Raw genomic sequence first — 16,399 nt, forward strand, 5'->3', positions numbered from 1 at the left:
AACAAAAAAACCGTCAAAGGGGCTTCATTCATGCGTAAACCAGAACTCGCCGCCGCCATCGCGGAAAAAGCAGACCTCACCAAAGAACAAGCCAACCGCGTCCTCAACGCCGTCCTCGAAGAAATCACCGGCGCCCTGCACCGCAAGGACAGCGTTACCCTGGTGGGCTTCGGCACTTTCCTGCAACGCCACCGCGGCGCCCGCACTGGCAAGAACCCACAAACCGGTGAGCCAGTGAAGATCAAGGCCAGCAACACCGTTGCCTTCAAACCAGGCAAGTTCTTGAAAGACAGCGTTAACCCATAATTGCGACGAGTACCTCGGCCAGGGGGAAGAAAGCGGCAATTAAAAGGGCATACCGATGAATCGGCATGCCCTTTTTTGTGTGGCTTGCAAGCTGTTTGAGACAGCGATGGCTTGGTGCCCGTTATCCGTGGCGAGGGAGCTTGCTCCCGCTGGGTCGCGAAGCGGCCCCAAAAAAGCGACGACTGCTGCGCAGCCGAGCGGGAGCAAGCTCCCTCGCCACAGGGTTGGAGATGCCTAAGTGGGAGCGAGCTTGCTCGCGATGGCGTCCGCCTAGTCCGCGGAAGTCTTCGGCTCCGCCAACACCTTAAAGGCCGCCTTGCGCTCGTCGATCGGCAATTTGCCCAGCTGTTCCACCGCCGTGTAAAACTCAACCCAGTCCCCATCCTTCTGCTTGAACAGCGCCGCAAACGCTGGCACCCACTGGTCATACAGCCCGAACGGCAGCAATCGCGCATTGTTCAAGGGCGCATAGACCCAGGCGTCGTAGCGTTTGTCGCCTGCCCATTGGGTATCGCGCAGTTGCTCATAGTCGGTGCGCAGGCGTTCGAACTCCGCCGCTTTGCGTTGGCGCATTCCCTCGGCCGGCAAGGGTTGGGCGTAGAGCTTTTCCAGGCGCTGGCGGGTATCGAGGATCAGTTGGATGAACTGGTCGCGCTGGCGCACCTGCTTGCCATTGTCCGGCGCCAGCCCACGACTGGCGCGCCATTGCCGGGTGCCTTCCTGTTCGACGAAGGTGGCGAAGGATTCATTGAATTCGGTGTCGTCCTGTACATAAAACCGTTGGTGCGCCAGTTCATGAAAGATCAGCGTCGCCAGGCGTTCGTCGCCCCAATGCATCATGGAACTCAGGATCGGATCGTCGAACCAGCCCAGCGTCGAATAGGCCTCTACCCCACCAATCGTGACGTCCATGCCCTGCAAGCGCTGCAACGCGGCCTCGCCACGGGCGGCGCCCTGGCTGTAATAACCGCGATAAGCCACGCAACCGGCAATGGGAAAACAATGGGTGTGCGGTGCCAGGGAAAACTCTGGCGTGGCGAAGACATTCCAGACTACGAACGGCCGGCCAATATCCGCATACAGGCGATAGCTTCGATTGTCCGGTAGATGCAGGTGATTACTGGCGAACGTCCGCGCCTCGCGCGCCTGGGCCAGGTGCGCCTTGAGTTGGGCATCGCGGGCGGGGTCGGCAATGACCTGGTCGATAGGCTCGCGAGCCTGCAACAACCGCAGCTGCCCGCCGACGAGTTGGCTGTAGTAACCGGTGCTAGCGCAACCGTTCAGTAACAAAAGCAGGAGGCCTGGAAACAAAATCTGGAAAACACGGTCGAGTAACCGATGGCTTGAACGCGGCCTGATCAATTGGAATCACCTTGGGAAGTCTGCCCACAAGACTATCTCGCTTGCCTGGAGCTTCGCTATGCGCGTGTTGATGCTGACGAGTGGCCTGTTGTTGCTCACCGGTTGTGCCGGCTTGCCTGACCCCGATCCATCCCAAGCGTGGATCGATCTGGGCAACCAGCAGGACACCGCGCTACAGGCGCTGGAAGTCGATGACAAGATGTCCGTCGACCGACGTTATTTCGAAGTGCAACCCGGCAGCCATGAGTTGACGGTGCGTTACCAGTTTGCCGTCGAACCCGGCAACATCGGCCCGGACGCGGAGCCGCTGTGGCGCGATTGCCGGTTGAACCTGAAATTCAAGGATTTCAACGCCGGCCAACGTTACCAGCTGCAGGCCGGCAGCATTGGTTTCCGGCCATGGGCCAAGCTTTACGATCATCAGCGCAAGGTGGTGGGGCAAGGTACGCCGGCGGGCTGCCAACAAACGTGATTGGCGCTATGCTCAGGGCCTGGTTTTAAGGAAACTCATCATGCGCTTATCCTTGCTGTTACTGGCCCTGGTCTCCATGAGCGGTTGCGCAACGAGCCCGCTGCCCCAGGTCGACCCGAACATGGCGTGGGTTGATTTTGCTACGCCCATGCCGGGCGGCAAAATGCTGATGGCTGAAAGCCTGGACGGCCAGCGTTTGCGCGACGGACGGTTCTTCCAGGTTTCGCCGGGCAGCCACGAGCTGAAAGTGCGCTTCGACTTCGAAGTATTCAGTGGGGGTGGGTTGGGCATGCAGGCCGAACCCCAAGAGCGGATGTGCTACATGCTCGTGCGTTACGACCATTTCGAGGCCGGCCAGCGCTATCGTCTGGAGGCTCGCAATCTGGCATTCACGCCGAGCGCCCGGCTCTATGACGGCAAGCGTCAAATCGTCGCCGAGGAACGGCAGATCAATTGCGTTCCGTAGGGCGGCCTAGCGGTCGTTCTTCTGATAGATGATCTTCTTCGTGCCGCCCTCGCAACTGCCCACTACCATGTTCTCGTCGTGGACTTCGTCATTGGTGACGATTTCCAGCGTGTAGGACGACACGTTGTTCGCCTGGATCTTCGCTTCGATTTCCCCTTTCAGCTCTTCACAGGATTTGGGAGCCGCCAGGGCTGATGCGGCGAATGCGCAGCCGATGACCACCAGGGCTGATCGTTTCATGTTCGAATTCCTCATGGCAGCACGCACTGCCTGTGCGCTGAAACTGCGAGCTTCATTCGATCATAACTGCGCCAGGGTAAACAGCTCGACCGTATTCAAGAAATCGCAGCCTTCGACAATGCCTGCGAAGGCTGCGACCCTTTCATGGGTCAGCTCACCAACGTCGCATCCAGGGTAATCTGGGCGTTCAGCACCTTGGAAACCGGGCACCCTTCCTTGGCCTTCTTGCTCAATTCGTCGAATTGCGCCTGGCTCGCGCCGGGGATTTTCGCCTTGAGTATCAGCTTGACCGCCGTGATCGCGAAACCGCCCTCGACCTGGTCCAGGGTCACTTCAGCGTTGGTGTCGATGCTGTCGGCCTTGAGCCCGGCGTCGCCGAGGATCATCGAAAAGGCCATGGAAAAGCAGCCAGCGTGGGCCGCGCCGATCAATTCCTCGGGATTGGTGCCCTTGCCGCCTTCAAACCGCGCCTTGAAGCCATAGGGCGCCTCGCGCAACACGCCGGTTTCCGTGGAAATCGAGCCGATACCGGTTTTCAGGTCACCTTCCCAATGAGCCGATGCTTTCTTGATGATAGCCATGTCTGCCTCCTGAAGATCCGGCGCGAACGCCGCGCCTGGGTGTTTTTTCACTGTCTGGGTTGTGAGGATAGACCGCCTGGAAAAGTTCACCTTGTCGATTAGCCGACGAATTTAGTAGGAAATTTCGTCGCAACTATTGAAACTCGGGTATATGCCCACATTGCAAGGGCACACACTTTTAGAAACGGCAGGCTTTTACCCGTAGGAAAAGCCCGGAACGCCGTTGGAGATCCCGGCCCATGAAACAGCTGTCCGACGTGAAATTCTCAACCCTCGACCTGGTGCCTGTGCGCGCCGATGGCAATGCCGCTCAATCCTTGCACAACTCGCTGGACTTGGCGCAGCACGTGGAAAAATACGGCTATACCCGCTTCTGGGTGGCCGAACACCACAATATGGACGGTATCGCCAGTTCGGCAACGGCGGTGCTGCTGGGTTATCTGGCGGGGGGCACTTCGACCATTCGCGTCGGCTCCGGTGGCGTCATGTTGCCCAATCACGCACCGTTGATCATCGCCGAACAGTTCGGCACGCTGGAAAGCCTCTATCCGGGTCGAATCGACCTTGGGCTGGGGCGCGCACCAGGTTCCGACCAGATGACCGCCCGGGCGCTGCGTCGCGAGCGCTCCGGCAGCGCGGACGATTTTCCCGAGGATGTGGCCGAGCTGATGCGCTACCTGGGCCCGCGTACTCCGGATCAACGCATCATCGCCATGCCCGGCACCGGCACCAACGTGCCGGTCTGGCTGCTGGGTTCGAGCCTGTTCAGTGCGCAATTGGCCGGTGAACGCGGTTTGCCCTACGCGTTCGCCTCCCATTTCGCACCGCGATATATGCACGAGGCGATTCGCATCTACCGCAACCACTTCAAGCCGTCGGCGGTGCTCGACAAGCCCTATGTAATGCTCGGCGTGCCGCTGGTGGCTGCGGATACCGATGAGCAGGCCGATTACCTGGCGACGTCGGTGTACCAGCGGATCCTGGCGTTGATGCGCGGCCAGAGCCTGGTGCAGCGTCCGCCGGTCGAGTCCATGAACGGTCTTTGGTTGCCCCATGAGAAGGAGGCGGTCGGTGATTTCCTGGGGCTGGCCATGGTCGGCGGTCCGCAGAAGATCCGCGCCAAGCTGCAAGTGCTGATCGAGCAAACCCAGGCCGATGAGCTGATTTTTACCAGCGATCTGTATGAGCACGCCGATCGCTTGCACTCCTACGAGTTGCTGGCGCAGGTCATGAAGGGCTGAACCGCGGTCAATAAAAAGCCGACGCTGTGCGTCGGCTTTGAACTGAACGCGCTATCAGCCGCGTTTGTAGACGATTTCTTTCGTACCGCCCTCACAGGTGCCGACGACATTTGCGTCAGCCGCTGCGCCTTTATCGACAATTTCCAGCGAATAACCTGACACGCCCTTGGCGTCCAGCTTCGCTGCGATTTCGCTTTTCAGCTCTTCGCAGGGTTTGCCGGCCGCAAACGCACCACCGGCAAGGCTCAGCAAACCCAGGGCCACCATCAACTTGTTCATCGCTCGCACTCCTTGGTCGGATCAAATAGGGCAGGATTGGAAAACGTAATGCGCAGACCATAGCGCATCGCCACTCCCTATGGCACTCCGCCAGCGTGCAAGTTCAACGAACCTCAGCTATTGGCAATCCGAAAGCCGACCTTGATCGTCACCTGAAAGTGCGCGGCCCGGCCATTTTCGATGTGGCCGCGGGTTTCCGTGACTTCGAACCATTCCAAATGCTTGAGGCTCTTGCTGGCTTCGGCCAGGGCGTTGTTGATGGCGTCTTCAATGCTGGTGGGAGAGGAACCGACCAGTTCGACCTTTTTGTACGTATGGTGATCACTCATAACGTTCTCCTTGGTTGTCTTTAACAGCCTAGCAGCGATTTTTCGCCTTACATGTGTGGCCGCTCAAGCGGTGAAAGTTCAGATTTACTGCACTTTCCCAAACCGTCGGAGTCCCAATTCACACACGAACTCAACCACTGCAGGAGAGCCACCATGGCCAGCACTTCGTTACGCAAAGCCTCGTTGCAAAGCATGGAAGCGGAGATCGAAAGTCTGCTCAAGTCGTTGGAAAGTCTGAAGGATGACGCTTCGGACGAGTCGCGTAAAACCCTCAAGTCGCTCAAGGCCAATGCCGAAAACGCGCTGAAACATTCTCGCCATCTGCTCAGCGACGCCTATGAAGAGGTCAAGGTGAAAACACGTGAAACCGGGATCGCCACGCGAGATTACGCGCAGGAACACCCATGGACCACGGCCGGTGTCGCGGTCGGTGCGCTGGGTTTGCTGGCTGCTTACCTGCTGTGCAAACGCGGTGACTGAACCGGTTGGCCCAGCTCATGCCTGAGCCATTGGGCCAATTGCCGAGCGCGCCCGTCCGCGGCGCGCTTGGGTAGCCATAACGCCAGTCGCGCCGCGGTTTCATCGAAGCCCCACGGCGCGACCAGGCGACCGGCACGCACGTCCTCGGCCACCAGCGGTTCGGGCGCGATCGCCACGCCTAACCCCGCCACGGCGGCTTCCAGTAAATAATACAAATGCTCGAATCCTTGCCCGAACTTCAATGCCTGGGGTTCAAGGTGGTTTTGCCGTGCCCAGGCCGGCCAAGCCTGTGGACGCGAGGTGGTGTGCAGCAACGGTTCGTCGAGCAACCCGCTGGCTGGTGCACCCTGCAATCGAGCGAATCCGGCGTAGTGCGGGCTCATCACGGGACCGATCCGTTCGCTCACCAGTTCGTACACCTGCATGTCGGCCGGCCAGGGCGGCTCGGCGAATACCAACAAGGCGTCTAATCCCGGTCGCCTGGGGTCCAGGTCGCCTTCGCCGGCGGACAGGTGCAAGCGCAAATCCGGCAGGTCAGCATTGAGCCTGCCCAGGCGAGGAATAAACCAACGCGCCAGCAGGCTTCCCGAACAGCCCAGTACAAACGGGGCGTCTGCCGTCCTTTGTGTCAGCTCCGCGCAAACACCGCGTAAACGCTCGAACGCATCGGTGCTGGCGTCCCGCAGGCGCACGCCGGCATCTGTGAGTTTCAGGCCGCGCCCGTCCTTGATGAACAAGCTGACGCCCAGATGCTCTTCCAACACCTTCAATTGCCGGCTCACGGCCCCATGGGTAACGTGCAGCTGTTCGGCCGCCTGGCTTACGCTGCACAGGCGGGCGGCGGCCTCGAAGGCGCGCAAGGCGTTGAGGGGGGGCAGATCGTGGCTCATTTTATTTGTGAGTTTTCCTGACAGGTTGCGGCGATCTTATCGGTTTTCACTGAAGGATGTCAGGGGTAGAGTGAACCTCATTGTCTTTCAACGCATTTGCCTGGAGCGCCCGATGACCCAGCCTACGACCTCTTTCAACCTGCGCAGCGGCCCTGATGCCAATGGCCTGTTCGGCGCATTCGGCGGCCGTTATGTGGCCGAGACCTTGATGCCGCTGATCCTTGACCTGGCCCGTGAGTACGAAGTGGCGAAGGAAGATCCGGCCTTCATTGAGGAATTGGCCTACTTCCAGCGTGACTATGTCGGTCGTCCGAGCCCGCTCTACTTCGCCGAGCGCCTGACCGAGTACTGCGGTGGCGCCAAGATCTACCTCAAGCGTGAAGAGCTGAACCACACCGGCGCGCACAAGATCAACAACTGCATCGGCCAGATCCTGCTGGCGCGGCGCATGGGCAAGAAACGCATCATCGCCGAGACCGGCGCGGGTATGCACGGCGTGGCCACCGCCACCGTGGCCGCGCGTTTCGGCTTGGATTGCGTGATCTACATGGGCACCACCGACATCGAGCGCCAGCAGGCCAACGTGTTCCGCATGAAGCTGCTCGGGGCGGAAGTCATTCCGGTGGTCGCCGGCACCGGCACCCTCAAAGATGCCATGAACGAGGCCCTGCGCGACTGGGTCACCAACGTCGACAGTACGTTCTACCTGATCGGCACCGTGGCGGGCCCGCATCCTTATCCTGCGATGGTGCGTGATTTCCAAGCGGTGATTGGCAAGGAAACCCGCGATCAGCTGCAAGCCCAGGAGGGTCGCCTGCCGGATAGCCTGGTGGCGTGCATCGGTGGCGGCTCCAACGCCATGGGCCTGTTCCACCCGTTCCTGGACGACAAGAGTGTCGAGATCATCGGCGTCGAAGCCGCAGGCTATGGCATCGAGACCGGTAAGCACGCGGCGAGCCTGAACGGCGGCGTCCCTGGCGTACTGCACGGCAACCGCACCTTCCTGTTGCAGGACGACGACGGCCAGATCATCGACGCCCATTCGATTTCTGCGGGGCTCGACTACCCCGGTATCGGCCCGGAACATGCCTGGTTGCACGACATTGGCCGCGTCCAGTACACCTCGGTCACTGACGCCGAAGCCCTCGAAGCCTTTCATAAATGTTGTCGCCTGGAAGGGATCATTCCTGCACTGGAAAGCGCCCATGCCCTGGCCGAAGTGTTCAAGCGCGCACCCAACCTGCCGAAAGATCACCTGATGGTGGTCAACCTGTCCGGTCGTGGCGACAAAGACATGCAAACCGTGATGCACCACATGGAACAGTCCCAGCAGGAGAAACACTGATGAGCCGCCTGCAAACCCGTTTTGCTGAACTCAAGGAACAGAACCGCGCCGCCCTGGTGACTTTCGTCACGGCGGGCGACCCGGATTACGACACGTCGCTGGCGATCCTCAAGGGCCTGCCGGCGGCGGGTGCCGACGTGATCGAGTTGGGCATGCCGTTCACCGACCCGATGGCTGACGGCCCGGCGATTCAATTGGCGAACATTCGCGCCCTGGGGGCCCAGCAGAACCTTGCGAAAACCCTGCAGATGGTTCGTGAGTTCCGCAAAGACAACACTGAGACACCGCTGGTGTTGATGGGCTACTTCAACCCGATCCACCGTTATGGCGTGCAGCGTTTCATTGGCGAGGCGCTGGATTCTGGCGTGGATGGCCTGATCGTCGTGGACATGCCGCCCGAGCACAACAGCGAACTGTGCGAACCGGCCCAGGCTGCTGGCCTGGATTTCATCCGCCTGACCACGCCGACCACTGACGATGTGCGTTTGCCGACGGTGCTCAACGGCAGTTCGGGCTTTGTGTACTACGTGTCGGTCGCGGGCGTGACCGGTGCCGGCGCCGCGACGCTGGAGCATGTGGAAGAAGCCGTGGCGCGCCTGCGTCGCCATACCGATCTGCCCATCAGCATTGGTTTCGGTATTCGTACACCGGAGCAGGCGGCGGCCATCGCACGGCTGGCTGACGGGGTGGTGGTCGGCTCGGCGCTGATCGACCATATCGCCAGCGCCGACACATCGGAACAGGCGATCGATGGCGTGTTGAGCTTGTGTGCGGCCTTGGCTGATGGTGTGCGCAAGGCGCGTCTCGGCTGATTCCTGGTTCGGCGCTGAGCCAAAAAAAGGGTTCAGAACTAGGTTCTGAACCCTTTTTTATTGCGCCGGGATTGCTCTTGTGGCGAGGGAGCTTGCTCCCGCTGGGTCGCGAAGCGGCCCCAAACAGGTTCATGCAATTCTTTCAGAGAGGGCGCATTGGCTGGTTTACGACTGCTTCGCAGCCGAGCGGGAGCAAGCTCCCTCGCCACAATGACGACCCTGTTCGTCAGGGCAACTCCAACCCGCCCCCCGCCTTGTGCAGCTCGCGCAAATGCTCGCCGATCTCCTTCACATTGGCCTCGCTTGCAGCAATTTCAGCCGCGCGGCTCGGTTCGAGCAAGGCCCGGACTTCCTTGTCCAGATCGCCTGTCAGCGTTTGCAGTTGCTTTTGCCGCAAACTGCTTTCCGATTCCAGGCGTTGCCACTCGCTGGGTTGCGGCAAGCCGTAGCCGCTGCTGCCCAGCAGTTCGGCCGGGCGGCTGAGGAAACCGCTGTTGGCGAGGATCTGCTGCAGCGTCGCGTTAGCCCTTTCCATACCACCGTTCTGCAACTCACGGGCTCCGAGGTAGCGCTGTTTGACCTCATCCTGCGCCAACAACAGCTGCCGACGATAACTGGCCTGCTCCAGCAGCAACAACGCCGCGCTGGTGCGCAGGTCTGCCTGGTCGAACCAGACACGGCGTTCGGCGGCGTCCAGGGCCAGCCAGTCTTCCACCGTCTGTTGCTTGATCGGCAGATACTTCTTCAGCACATCGAACATGGCCTGGTACCGCTCGCGGAATGAGTCGAAGTGGTAGCCCAGGCGCAAGGCTTCCTTGGGGTCATCCAACACGCTGGTATCTGCCAGGCCGCGACCCTTGAGTACTTCCAGCAGGCCGTTGGGCATGATGCTGTCCAGGCCGTTGAGCTGCTTGTTGTTGCTGCCGCTGCGCAGCAGTTTCAGGCTCTCCACGGCGCAGTTATTGGACAGGAAGTAATAGTTGCCGTCATAGCTCCAGTGCATTTCGGCGGCGTGCTCGACCGTTTCCTCGATTTCGGTGCGCGACAGGATCAGCGGCACCGATGCCAGGCTGCGTAGCTCGGTCTTGGTGTATTCATCGATCACCTGGGCCAACGGCAATACGAACAGGCGCGAGGGGTATTTGCCGACCAGCCCGTCCCAACTCGACAACTGCACATCCCCCACGAAGGCGCGGTAGGACAGCACCAAGTGTTGGTCCAGATCCAGCCGGCAGTCTGGCCCGCGTGGCCGGCCCGGTGCGCAGATCACCAGCCGGAGCATGCTGTGGCCCCAGCGGCTTACCCAGTTCTGATTGGCCTCGGCCAGCAGGTAATCAATGGCATAGACCCGCTCTGGATCGACCTTGCCCAGTGGGGTCTTGGCGAAGTCGTTTCCAGCGTTGAGGAAGGCGAACGATTGGGCGCAGGTATCCTTGGCGGCAGGCGCCCAGCCGAAGTGTTCCCGATAATAGCGATACAAGGCCGGGCGTCGGCAGGCATAGCTCGGGTCGAGGAGAAAGTACTCCATGTTGACCGCGACGAATTCCTTGGGGCTGCTCGTTTCATAGAGGTCCGGGCTGCGGGCGACCTGGCGGTTGTGCTGTTCCCGCGCGCCGCGACGGCCGACGTATTGCGGCCAGCCGGCGAGGTCCAGCAAGCGCGGATCATCGCTGAGGGTAAAGCGGCGGTCGTTCTGGCCCCGGCATTCATCGGGGAGGCCGATCAGCCCGGCGCTGCCGTTGCGTCGAGTGCAACGCTGGATCAGCGTGCGTTCGGCGTCTGGCCATAGGCGCGAGCGGTCGTAGATGTGGGTCAGTTCATGCAAGACCGTGGCGAGCATTTCCCGGCGGACGGTGCCGTGGGGGCGCTGGGTCTTTTGCGTCGCGGCGCTGCCGTCGACAAGGCTGTCGAGCAGGTTGCTGTTGAGGTCCAGTTGCGACACCAACGAGGCCTGGCCGTAGGCATTGGCGGGCATCTGGTCGGTCCAGCCGACATTGATGCGTCGGTCCAGTCGCTCGATGAAGCGCGGCGGCAGGGCCTGCATGGCTTCATCGAGCAGCGCCTGGCTGGCCTGCTGTTGCGCCGGGCTCAGTCCTTCGACGTTGAGGTGCAGTTGCAGGCCGGCCTGGGCCATGCTGCCGGTGAGCAGCAAGACCCCGGCCGCCATCCAGGCGGCGAACCGCCTCACAATGCGAGGATGGCTTCGGCGAGAACCTGGTCACTGGCATCCCGGGCTTCCGGCACGCGGGTGCGCAAGGTGTCGAAGGCGGCCTCGAGATGAGCACCACGAATTTCACCATTGCTGGCGACAAAACTGGCCGCATCGTCATGGGCTTCGCGGACGATTTTCGAATCACGGATGGACGTGGTGGTGTCGGAGGTGAAATCGATCGTGCGCTGGGAGGCGCGAACGATGATGTTACTGGTGGCTACCAGGGTTTGTGCCTGGGCCACATCGGCCAAAACCAACAGGCCGAGGGCGGCAGCAATCAGCGGGCTACGCATGGAACGACTCCGGAAAAATAAGGATAACTATTGGACGAGAATTGCTTGTGCCAGTTCAAGGTCGCTGGCATGAAGTTTTGGCTGGGTCCGGCGCAGGTAGTCCAGGGCCGACTCCAGTTGTGCACCTCGCAACTGCCCGTCGCTGGCAATGAAGGCCGCAGCGTCATCACGAGCGGCGACGATCAGTTTATGGTCGAAGGGCGCGGAGGTCACCATGCTCGTGGCATAGCCGCTGACCACCACTTGCTGGGTAGACACATCGAAGGCATGGGCCGGCACGGACCAGCAAGAAACGACGAAGAAAGACGCGATGAACAGATCTGAGTAAAAACGCATGGGACTCGACGGTTGATGGCGAGCCTGAAGGCTAGCGCAAACCTGCGGGCCAGAGCCAGTGCTGAAACATCGGAACACCAATTGGCGCCCGATGTTTCATGTTGCATCAGATCACCAGGATGGCCTGGGCCAGCTGCGCATCGGTGGCGTTGAGTTGCGGTGCCTGTTGGCGGATGTAATCCAGGGCACTTTCCAGTTTCACACCACGGATGGCGCCTTCGCTGGCGACGAAGCTGGCAGCGTCGTCACGGGCGGCTTGAACGATTTTGTTGTCACGCAATGACGAGGTTGCATCGGAAGTCACGTCGGACGTGGCTTTGAGCGCTCCGACGAGGGAGTCAGTGGTCACAATGAAGCTGCTGGCGTTGGAATGAGCGGCTACGGCCAGGAGAGCAGCTGCGCTGAGCAGGCGAAGACGGATCATGATGAAACTCCTTGAATGAGGGTGATGCCGGTGCGTGTAGCTGGAAGAGGAGACGCATGCTCGACTCGCTTCGCCACGTTCACCTCGATATTAGGGCAGGAACGCGTTGGCTGACAGCCCTTGCGAGTCACTGTAGGACGCTTGCATGGCGTCGTTACGGTCCAAGCATAACTGTACTGGTATGTTTTTGTTTTGATGAAAACTGTTATTTAACTCCGGACAACCCTAAAAATCGGGGCCCGGGAACGACAAGACCCGTCGCGGTTACCCGCGACGGGTCTTGTTTGTTCAATTCGGTGCTGGCAGTGGACCCGGTGGGTCAGGGCCAGCGACGCTGAGTTAGCGCCAGAACGGCTTGCTCAGCTCTTCGTAGCGTTGTGCTTCGCTGATACCGGCATCAGCCAGCAGGCGCGAATCCAGACGAGCCAGTTGGTGACGGCTGGCGATGCGGCGCTGCCACAACATCAGGTTGGCGATAACGCGAAGAGGCAGGGAAGCCTGGTTTTTTTCAGCTTTGTCTTCGAAAAACAGCTCGGAACTGAGTGTACGTTCCATGGTTGACATCCTTCCGCTTGTGGCGGGATTAGGTAGTGGTTTAACTGGTGCCCATGATCCTCTCGTTTGGCCAGTCTCTCTAGATACAGTTCACCTGTATTGTGAGAGACCAGTTAACTGTTAAAGGGTGGTGTACTGGTCGATATTGAGGCAACTGTACCTGTATGCACTTTATTGGTGCAATTTTATGCATGGCTGGCAGTTTTGAAGGAAAAGACTGTAAGAAAACACCGGTACAGCAGTACAGTTTTTGTAACGATCGAAGCGAATGGCAGGCCGCAACCAAAACTGTATTTGCGATAACGGTGATCCAGCTGTATCAGACGGCCAGCATGCGCCCGGTTTCTTCTAGATTAAAGTGCCAACTCAGTGCATCGCGCAGGATATGCGGGGTATGGCCGCCCAAGGCGCACGCGGCGTCGAAATAGTCATTCAAGGCCTGGCGATAGGACGGGTGCACACAATTGTCGATGATCACGCGTGCCCGCTCCCTCGGCGCCAGGCCCCGCAGGTCGGCCAGGCCGATCTCGGTCACTAGGATGTCAACGTCATGTTCGGTATGGTCCACATGGCTGACCATCGGCACGACACTGGAAATGGCGCCGCCCTTGGCTATCGACTTGGTAACGAAGATCGCCAAGTGGGCGTTACGGGCGAAATCCCCCGAACCACCGATGCCGTTCATCATCCGCGTGCCGCAGACATGGGTGGAGTTGACGTTGCCGTACAGGTCGAACTCCAACGCGGTGTTGATACCAATGATGCCCAGGCGGCGCACCACTTCGGGATGGTTGGAAATTTCCTGGGGGCGCAGGACCAGTTTGTCCTTGTACTTCTCCAGGTTTCCGAAGACGTCGGCATTGCGTCGACCCGACAGGGTGATTGAGCTGCCGGAGGCGAAACTCAGCTTGCCGGCGTCGATCAAGTCAAATGTCGAATCCTGCAGGACCTCGGAATACATGGTCAGGTCTTCGAACGGGGAATCGATCAGTCCGCACATCACGGCGTTGGCGATGTTGCCAATTCCGGCCTGCAACGGCCCGAGCTTATTGGTCATGCGTCCAGCCGCGACTTCCTGCTTGAAGAAGTCGATCAGGTGATCTGCAATGGCCTGGGTGTCGCTGTCGGGTGGCGCGACGGTCGAAGGCGAGTCCCCCTGGTTGGTAATGACAATGGCAGCAATTTTTTCCGGCGGGATCGGGATCGCGGGACTGCCAATGCGGTCGTCGACTTTCACCAGGGGAATCGGTGTGCGGGTAGGGCGATAGGTCGGGATATAAATGTCGTGCAGCCCTTCCAGGTTCGGGTTGTGAGCCAGGTTGATCTCGATGATCACTTGCCGGGCGAAGATGGCAAAACTGGCCGAGTTGCCCACCGACGTGGTCGGTACGATATGCCCTTGCTCGGTGATGGCTACTGCTTCGATCACGGCAATATCGGGCAGCTTGAGCTGGCCGTTGCGTAGTTGTTCGACGGTTTCCGAGAGGTGCTGGTCAATGAACATCACCTTGCCCGCGTTGATCGCCTTGCGTAGCGTGCTGTCGACCTGAAACGGCATGCGTCGCGCCAGTACACCTGCTTCGGTGAGCTCTTTATCGAGGTCGTTGCCCAGGCTCGCACCGGTCATCAAGCTGATTTTCAACGGCGTGACCTTGGCGCGCTCAGCCAGGGCGTGGGGCACTGCTTTCGCTTCTCCAGCGCGGGTAAAACCGCTCATGCCGACGGTCATGCCGTCCTGAATAAACAAGGCTGCTTCGGCAGCGCTCATCACTTTGTTCAATAACGAAGGCAGGCGGATGCGATCACGGTACATAGGGGTTATCTCGGGCTGGAAAGCAAGATGCGCAGTCTAGTGAATTAGCGCTGTGCCCGACCCGCTACAAAGGTCGCATTTTAGGCGTCTATTACGGGCGTTTCAGGCAAAACATCATTACCGGATCGGCAATATTTTGCCTTGATACAAATCAAAACGCCCCGATAAGTCGGGGCGTTTTGGATGAAACAGCGATGGAGTTATTCCACGGCTTTGACCATGTCCTCGATGACCTTCTTGGCGTCACCGAACACCATCATGGTCTTGTCGAGGTAGAACAGCTCGTTGTCCAGGCCGGCATAACCGCTGGCCATCGAGCGCTTGTTGACGATGATGGTCTTGGCCTTGAAGGCCTCGAGGATCGGCATGCCGGCAATCGGCGACTTCGGATCGTTCTTCGCCGCCGGGTTGACCACATCGTTGGCGCCCAGCACCAGCACCACGTCGGCCTGGCCGAACTCGGAGTTGATGTCCTCCATCTCGAACACCTGGTCGTAAGGCACTTCGGCCTCGGCCAGTAGCACGTTCATGTGCCCGGGCATGCGACCGGCCACCGGGTGGATCGCGTATTTAACGGTCACGCCATGGTGGGTCAGCTTCTCGGTCAGCTCTTTCAGCGCGTGTTGCGCCCGGGCCACCGCCAGGCCGTAGCCTGGAACGATGATCACCGTGTCGGCGTTGGTCAGCAGGAAGGTAGCGTCGTCAGCCGAGCCGGATTTCACCGGACGAGCTTCTTTCGAGCCTGCCGGGCCAGCCGCATCGGCGGTGTTGCCGAAGCCACCGAGCAACACGTTGAAGAACGAACGGTTCATCGCCTTGCACATGATGTACGAGAGAATCGCACCGCTCGAACCCACCAACGAACCGGCAATGATCAGCATCGAGTTGTTCAGCGAGAAGCCGATACCCGCCGCTGCCCAGCCGGAGTAACTGTTGAGCATCGAGACCACCACCGGCATGTCCGCGCCGCCGATCGGGATGATGATCAGTACACCCAGGACAAACGCCAGGGCCAGCATCAGGGCGAACGCGCCGAGGTTGCCGGTAAACATGAAAGTCAGGCCCAGGCCCAGCGTTGCCAGGCCCAGGATCAGGTTGAGCTTGTGCTGGCCGCCAAACTGTACCGGTGCGCCCTGGAACAGGCGGAACTTGTATTTGCCCGAGAGCTTGCCGAACGCGATCACCGAGCCGGAGAAGGTGATTGCACCGATGGCGGCGCCGAGGAACAGCTCCAGACGGTTACCCGCCGGAATCGAATCCCCCAACTGCTTGACGATACCCAGCGATTGCGGCTCGACGACCGCCGCGATGGCAATGAACACCGCCGCCAGGCCGATCATGCTGTGCATGAAGGCGACCAGCTCCGGCATCTTGGTCATCTCGACACGCTTGGCCATGATCGAGCCAGCAGTACCGCCAACCAACAGGCCGACGATGACGTAGCCAATGCCGGCGGTTGCCAACTCGGCACCTAGTTTATAGATGAGACCCACAGTGGTGAGCACCGCCAACGCCATCCCGAGCATGCCGAACAGGTTGCCGCGGCGGGAGGTGGTGGGGTGCGACAGGCCTTTGAGGGCCTGGATGAAGCAGATGGACGCGATCAGGTAGAGCGTCGTTACCAGGTTCATGCTCATTACTTGGGCGCCTCTTCTTTTACGGCTTTCGGGGCTTTTTTCTTGAACATCTCAAGCATGCGGCGCGTCACCAGGAAGCCACCGAACACGTTCACGGCGGCCAGGGCCACGGCGAGGGTGCCCATGGTCTTGCCCAGCGGCGTTACGGTCAGGGCGGCGGCGAGCATGGCGCCGACGATTACGATCGCCGAAATAGCGTTGGTCACCGCCATCAATGGCGTGTGCAGCGCGGGCGTTACGTTCCAGACCACGTGATAACCGACATAAATGGCCAGCACAAAGATGATCAGGTTGTAGATACCGGGGGAGATAAGCTCTTCCATTGT

Annotated in this window: 21 protein-coding genes; 7 read left to right on the plus strand and 14 right to left on the minus strand. The window is 59.9% G+C overall.

All coding sequences use genetic code 11. The annotated features are described in order from the left end of the window. Positions 1-30: 30 nt before the first annotated feature. A complete protein-coding gene (locus J3P85_RS00245; protein WP_003177201.1) occupies positions 31-306 on the plus strand; it encodes an HU family DNA-binding protein in 276 nt (91 codons plus the stop codon). A 270-nt stretch (positions 307-576) separates the two neighbouring features. Here J3P85_RS00245 and J3P85_RS00250 read toward each other — a convergent pair whose 3' ends face one another. Then, entirely contained in the window at positions 577-1,668 is a 1,092-nt protein-coding gene (locus J3P85_RS00250) for an aminopeptidase (RefSeq protein WP_434704492.1), read from the minus strand. Between the two features lie 58 nt (positions 1,669-1,726). On the opposite strand from J3P85_RS00250, the gene J3P85_RS00255 reads away from it, so the two are divergent. Beyond that, complete coding sequence (locus tag J3P85_RS00255; RefSeq protein ID WP_434704493.1) at positions 1,727-2,140, plus strand: hypothetical protein; 414 nt, start codon at positions 1,727-1,729, stop codon at positions 2,138-2,140. A gap of 40 nt (positions 2,141-2,180) precedes the next feature. Next, complete coding sequence (locus J3P85_RS00260) at positions 2,181-2,606, plus strand: hypothetical protein (protein ID WP_411386115.1); 426 nt, start codon at positions 2,181-2,183, stop codon at positions 2,604-2,606. A gap of 6 nt (positions 2,607-2,612) precedes the next feature. Here the strand turns inward: J3P85_RS00260 and J3P85_RS00265 are convergent, their stop codons facing one another. Continuing rightward, positions 2,613-2,846 carry a DUF1161 domain-containing protein gene (locus J3P85_RS00265; protein ID WP_434704494.1) on the minus strand — a complete coding sequence of 78 codons (234 nt, stop codon included), beginning with the start codon at positions 2,844-2,846 and terminating at the stop codon, positions 2,613-2,615. Between the two features lie 149 nt (positions 2,847-2,995). Beyond that, positions 2,996-3,427, minus strand: a complete 432-nt coding sequence (locus tag J3P85_RS00270) for an OsmC family protein (protein WP_434704495.1) — start codon at positions 3,425-3,427, stop codon at positions 2,996-2,998. Positions 3,428-3,666: 239 nt separating this feature from the next. Here J3P85_RS00270 and J3P85_RS00275 point away from each other — a divergent pair, with 239 nt between their 5' ends. Beyond that, positions 3,667-4,668, plus strand: coding sequence for an LLM class flavin-dependent oxidoreductase (locus J3P85_RS00275; protein ID WP_434573223.1), 1,002 nt, complete (start codon positions 3,667-3,669; stop codon positions 4,666-4,668). Between the two features lie 54 nt (positions 4,669-4,722). Here J3P85_RS00275 and J3P85_RS00280 read toward each other — a convergent pair whose 3' ends face one another. Continuing rightward, positions 4,723-4,947 carry a DUF1161 domain-containing protein gene (locus J3P85_RS00280; RefSeq protein ID WP_434704496.1) on the minus strand — a complete coding sequence of 75 codons (225 nt, stop codon included), beginning with the start codon at positions 4,945-4,947 and terminating at the stop codon, positions 4,723-4,725. Positions 4,948-5,060: 113 nt separating this feature from the next. Then, the gene (locus J3P85_RS00285) at positions 5,061-5,276 is read right to left on the minus strand and encodes a dodecin (RefSeq protein ID WP_003177209.1); all 216 of its coding nucleotides are present in this window, start codon (positions 5,274-5,276) and stop codon (positions 5,061-5,063) included. Positions 5,277-5,429: 153 nt separating this feature from the next. On the opposite strand from J3P85_RS00285, the gene J3P85_RS00290 reads away from it, so the two are divergent. Beyond that, positions 5,430-5,756 (plus strand): DUF883 family protein, encoded by a 327-nt coding sequence (locus J3P85_RS00290; protein WP_053127069.1) that lies wholly within the window; start codon positions 5,430-5,432, stop codon positions 5,754-5,756. Here the strand turns inward: J3P85_RS00290 and J3P85_RS00295 are convergent. Further along, positions 5,729-6,646, minus strand: coding sequence for a LysR family transcriptional regulator (locus tag J3P85_RS00295; protein ID WP_434704497.1), 918 nt, complete (start codon positions 6,644-6,646; stop codon positions 5,729-5,731). The genes J3P85_RS00290 and J3P85_RS00295 overlap by 28 nt on opposite strands. 112 nt (positions 6,647-6,758) lie before the next feature. Between J3P85_RS00295 and trpB the strand changes: the two genes are divergently transcribed. After that, entirely contained in the window at positions 6,759-7,991 is a 1,233-nt protein-coding gene (gene trpB, locus J3P85_RS00300) for a tryptophan synthase subunit beta (RefSeq protein ID WP_072411224.1), read from the plus strand. Further along, the gene (gene trpA / locus J3P85_RS00305) at positions 7,991-8,803 is read left to right on the plus strand and encodes a tryptophan synthase subunit alpha (protein WP_434704498.1); all 813 of its coding nucleotides are present in this window, start codon (positions 7,991-7,993) and stop codon (positions 8,801-8,803) included. Before trpB ends, trpA begins: the two co-directional genes overlap by 1 nt. 226 nt (positions 8,804-9,029) lie before the next feature. On the opposite strand, the gene J3P85_RS00310 is transcribed toward trpA, so the two are convergent. The 8 genes from J3P85_RS00310 to J3P85_RS00345 form a co-directional block, all read right to left on the minus strand. Beyond that, on the minus strand, positions 9,030-10,970 hold the full coding sequence (locus tag J3P85_RS00310) for a DUF4105 domain-containing protein (RefSeq protein WP_434704499.1): 1,941 nt from the start codon (positions 10,968-10,970) through the stop codon (positions 9,030-9,032). A 17-nt stretch (positions 10,971-10,987) separates the two neighbouring features. After that, positions 10,988-11,308: a DUF2388 domain-containing protein gene (locus J3P85_RS00315; RefSeq protein WP_186708198.1), complete on the minus strand. Its 321-nt coding sequence runs from the start codon at positions 11,306-11,308 to the stop codon at positions 10,988-10,990. Between the two features lie 27 nt (positions 11,309-11,335). Beyond that, a complete protein-coding gene (locus J3P85_RS00320) occupies positions 11,336-11,644 on the minus strand; it encodes a DUF2388 domain-containing protein (RefSeq protein ID WP_186708196.1) in 309 nt (102 codons plus the stop codon). A 106-nt stretch (positions 11,645-11,750) separates the two neighbouring features. After that, positions 11,751-12,068 (minus strand): DUF2388 domain-containing protein, encoded by a 318-nt coding sequence (locus J3P85_RS00325; RefSeq protein ID WP_186708194.1) that lies wholly within the window; start codon positions 12,066-12,068, stop codon positions 11,751-11,753. Positions 12,069-12,407: 339 nt separating this feature from the next. Then, a complete protein-coding gene (locus J3P85_RS00330) occupies positions 12,408-12,623 on the minus strand; it encodes a DUF1127 domain-containing protein (protein ID WP_003187014.1) in 216 nt (71 codons plus the stop codon). Positions 12,624-12,942: 319 nt separating this feature from the next. Then, positions 12,943-14,436 carry an acetyl-CoA hydrolase/transferase family protein gene (locus tag J3P85_RS00335; protein ID WP_434704500.1) on the minus strand — a complete coding sequence of 498 codons (1,494 nt, stop codon included), beginning with the start codon at positions 14,434-14,436 and terminating at the stop codon, positions 12,943-12,945. Positions 14,437-14,636: 200 nt separating this feature from the next. Then, the gene (locus J3P85_RS00340) at positions 14,637-16,073 is read right to left on the minus strand and encodes an NAD(P)(+) transhydrogenase (Re/Si-specific) subunit beta (RefSeq protein WP_186708190.1); all 1,437 of its coding nucleotides are present in this window, start codon (positions 16,071-16,073) and stop codon (positions 14,637-14,639) included. Next, complete coding sequence (locus tag J3P85_RS00345) at positions 16,073-16,396, minus strand: NAD(P) transhydrogenase subunit alpha (RefSeq protein ID WP_003187010.1); 324 nt, start codon at positions 16,394-16,396, stop codon at positions 16,073-16,075. Before J3P85_RS00345 ends, J3P85_RS00340 begins: the two co-directional genes overlap by 1 nt. Positions 16,397-16,399 lie beyond the last annotated feature (3 nt).

The sequence above is a fragment of the Pseudomonas sp. Z1-12 genome, from assembly GCF_051132015.1.
Lineage (GTDB): Bacteria > Pseudomonadota > Gammaproteobacteria > Pseudomonadales > Pseudomonadaceae > Aquipseudomonas > Aquipseudomonas zanjanensis.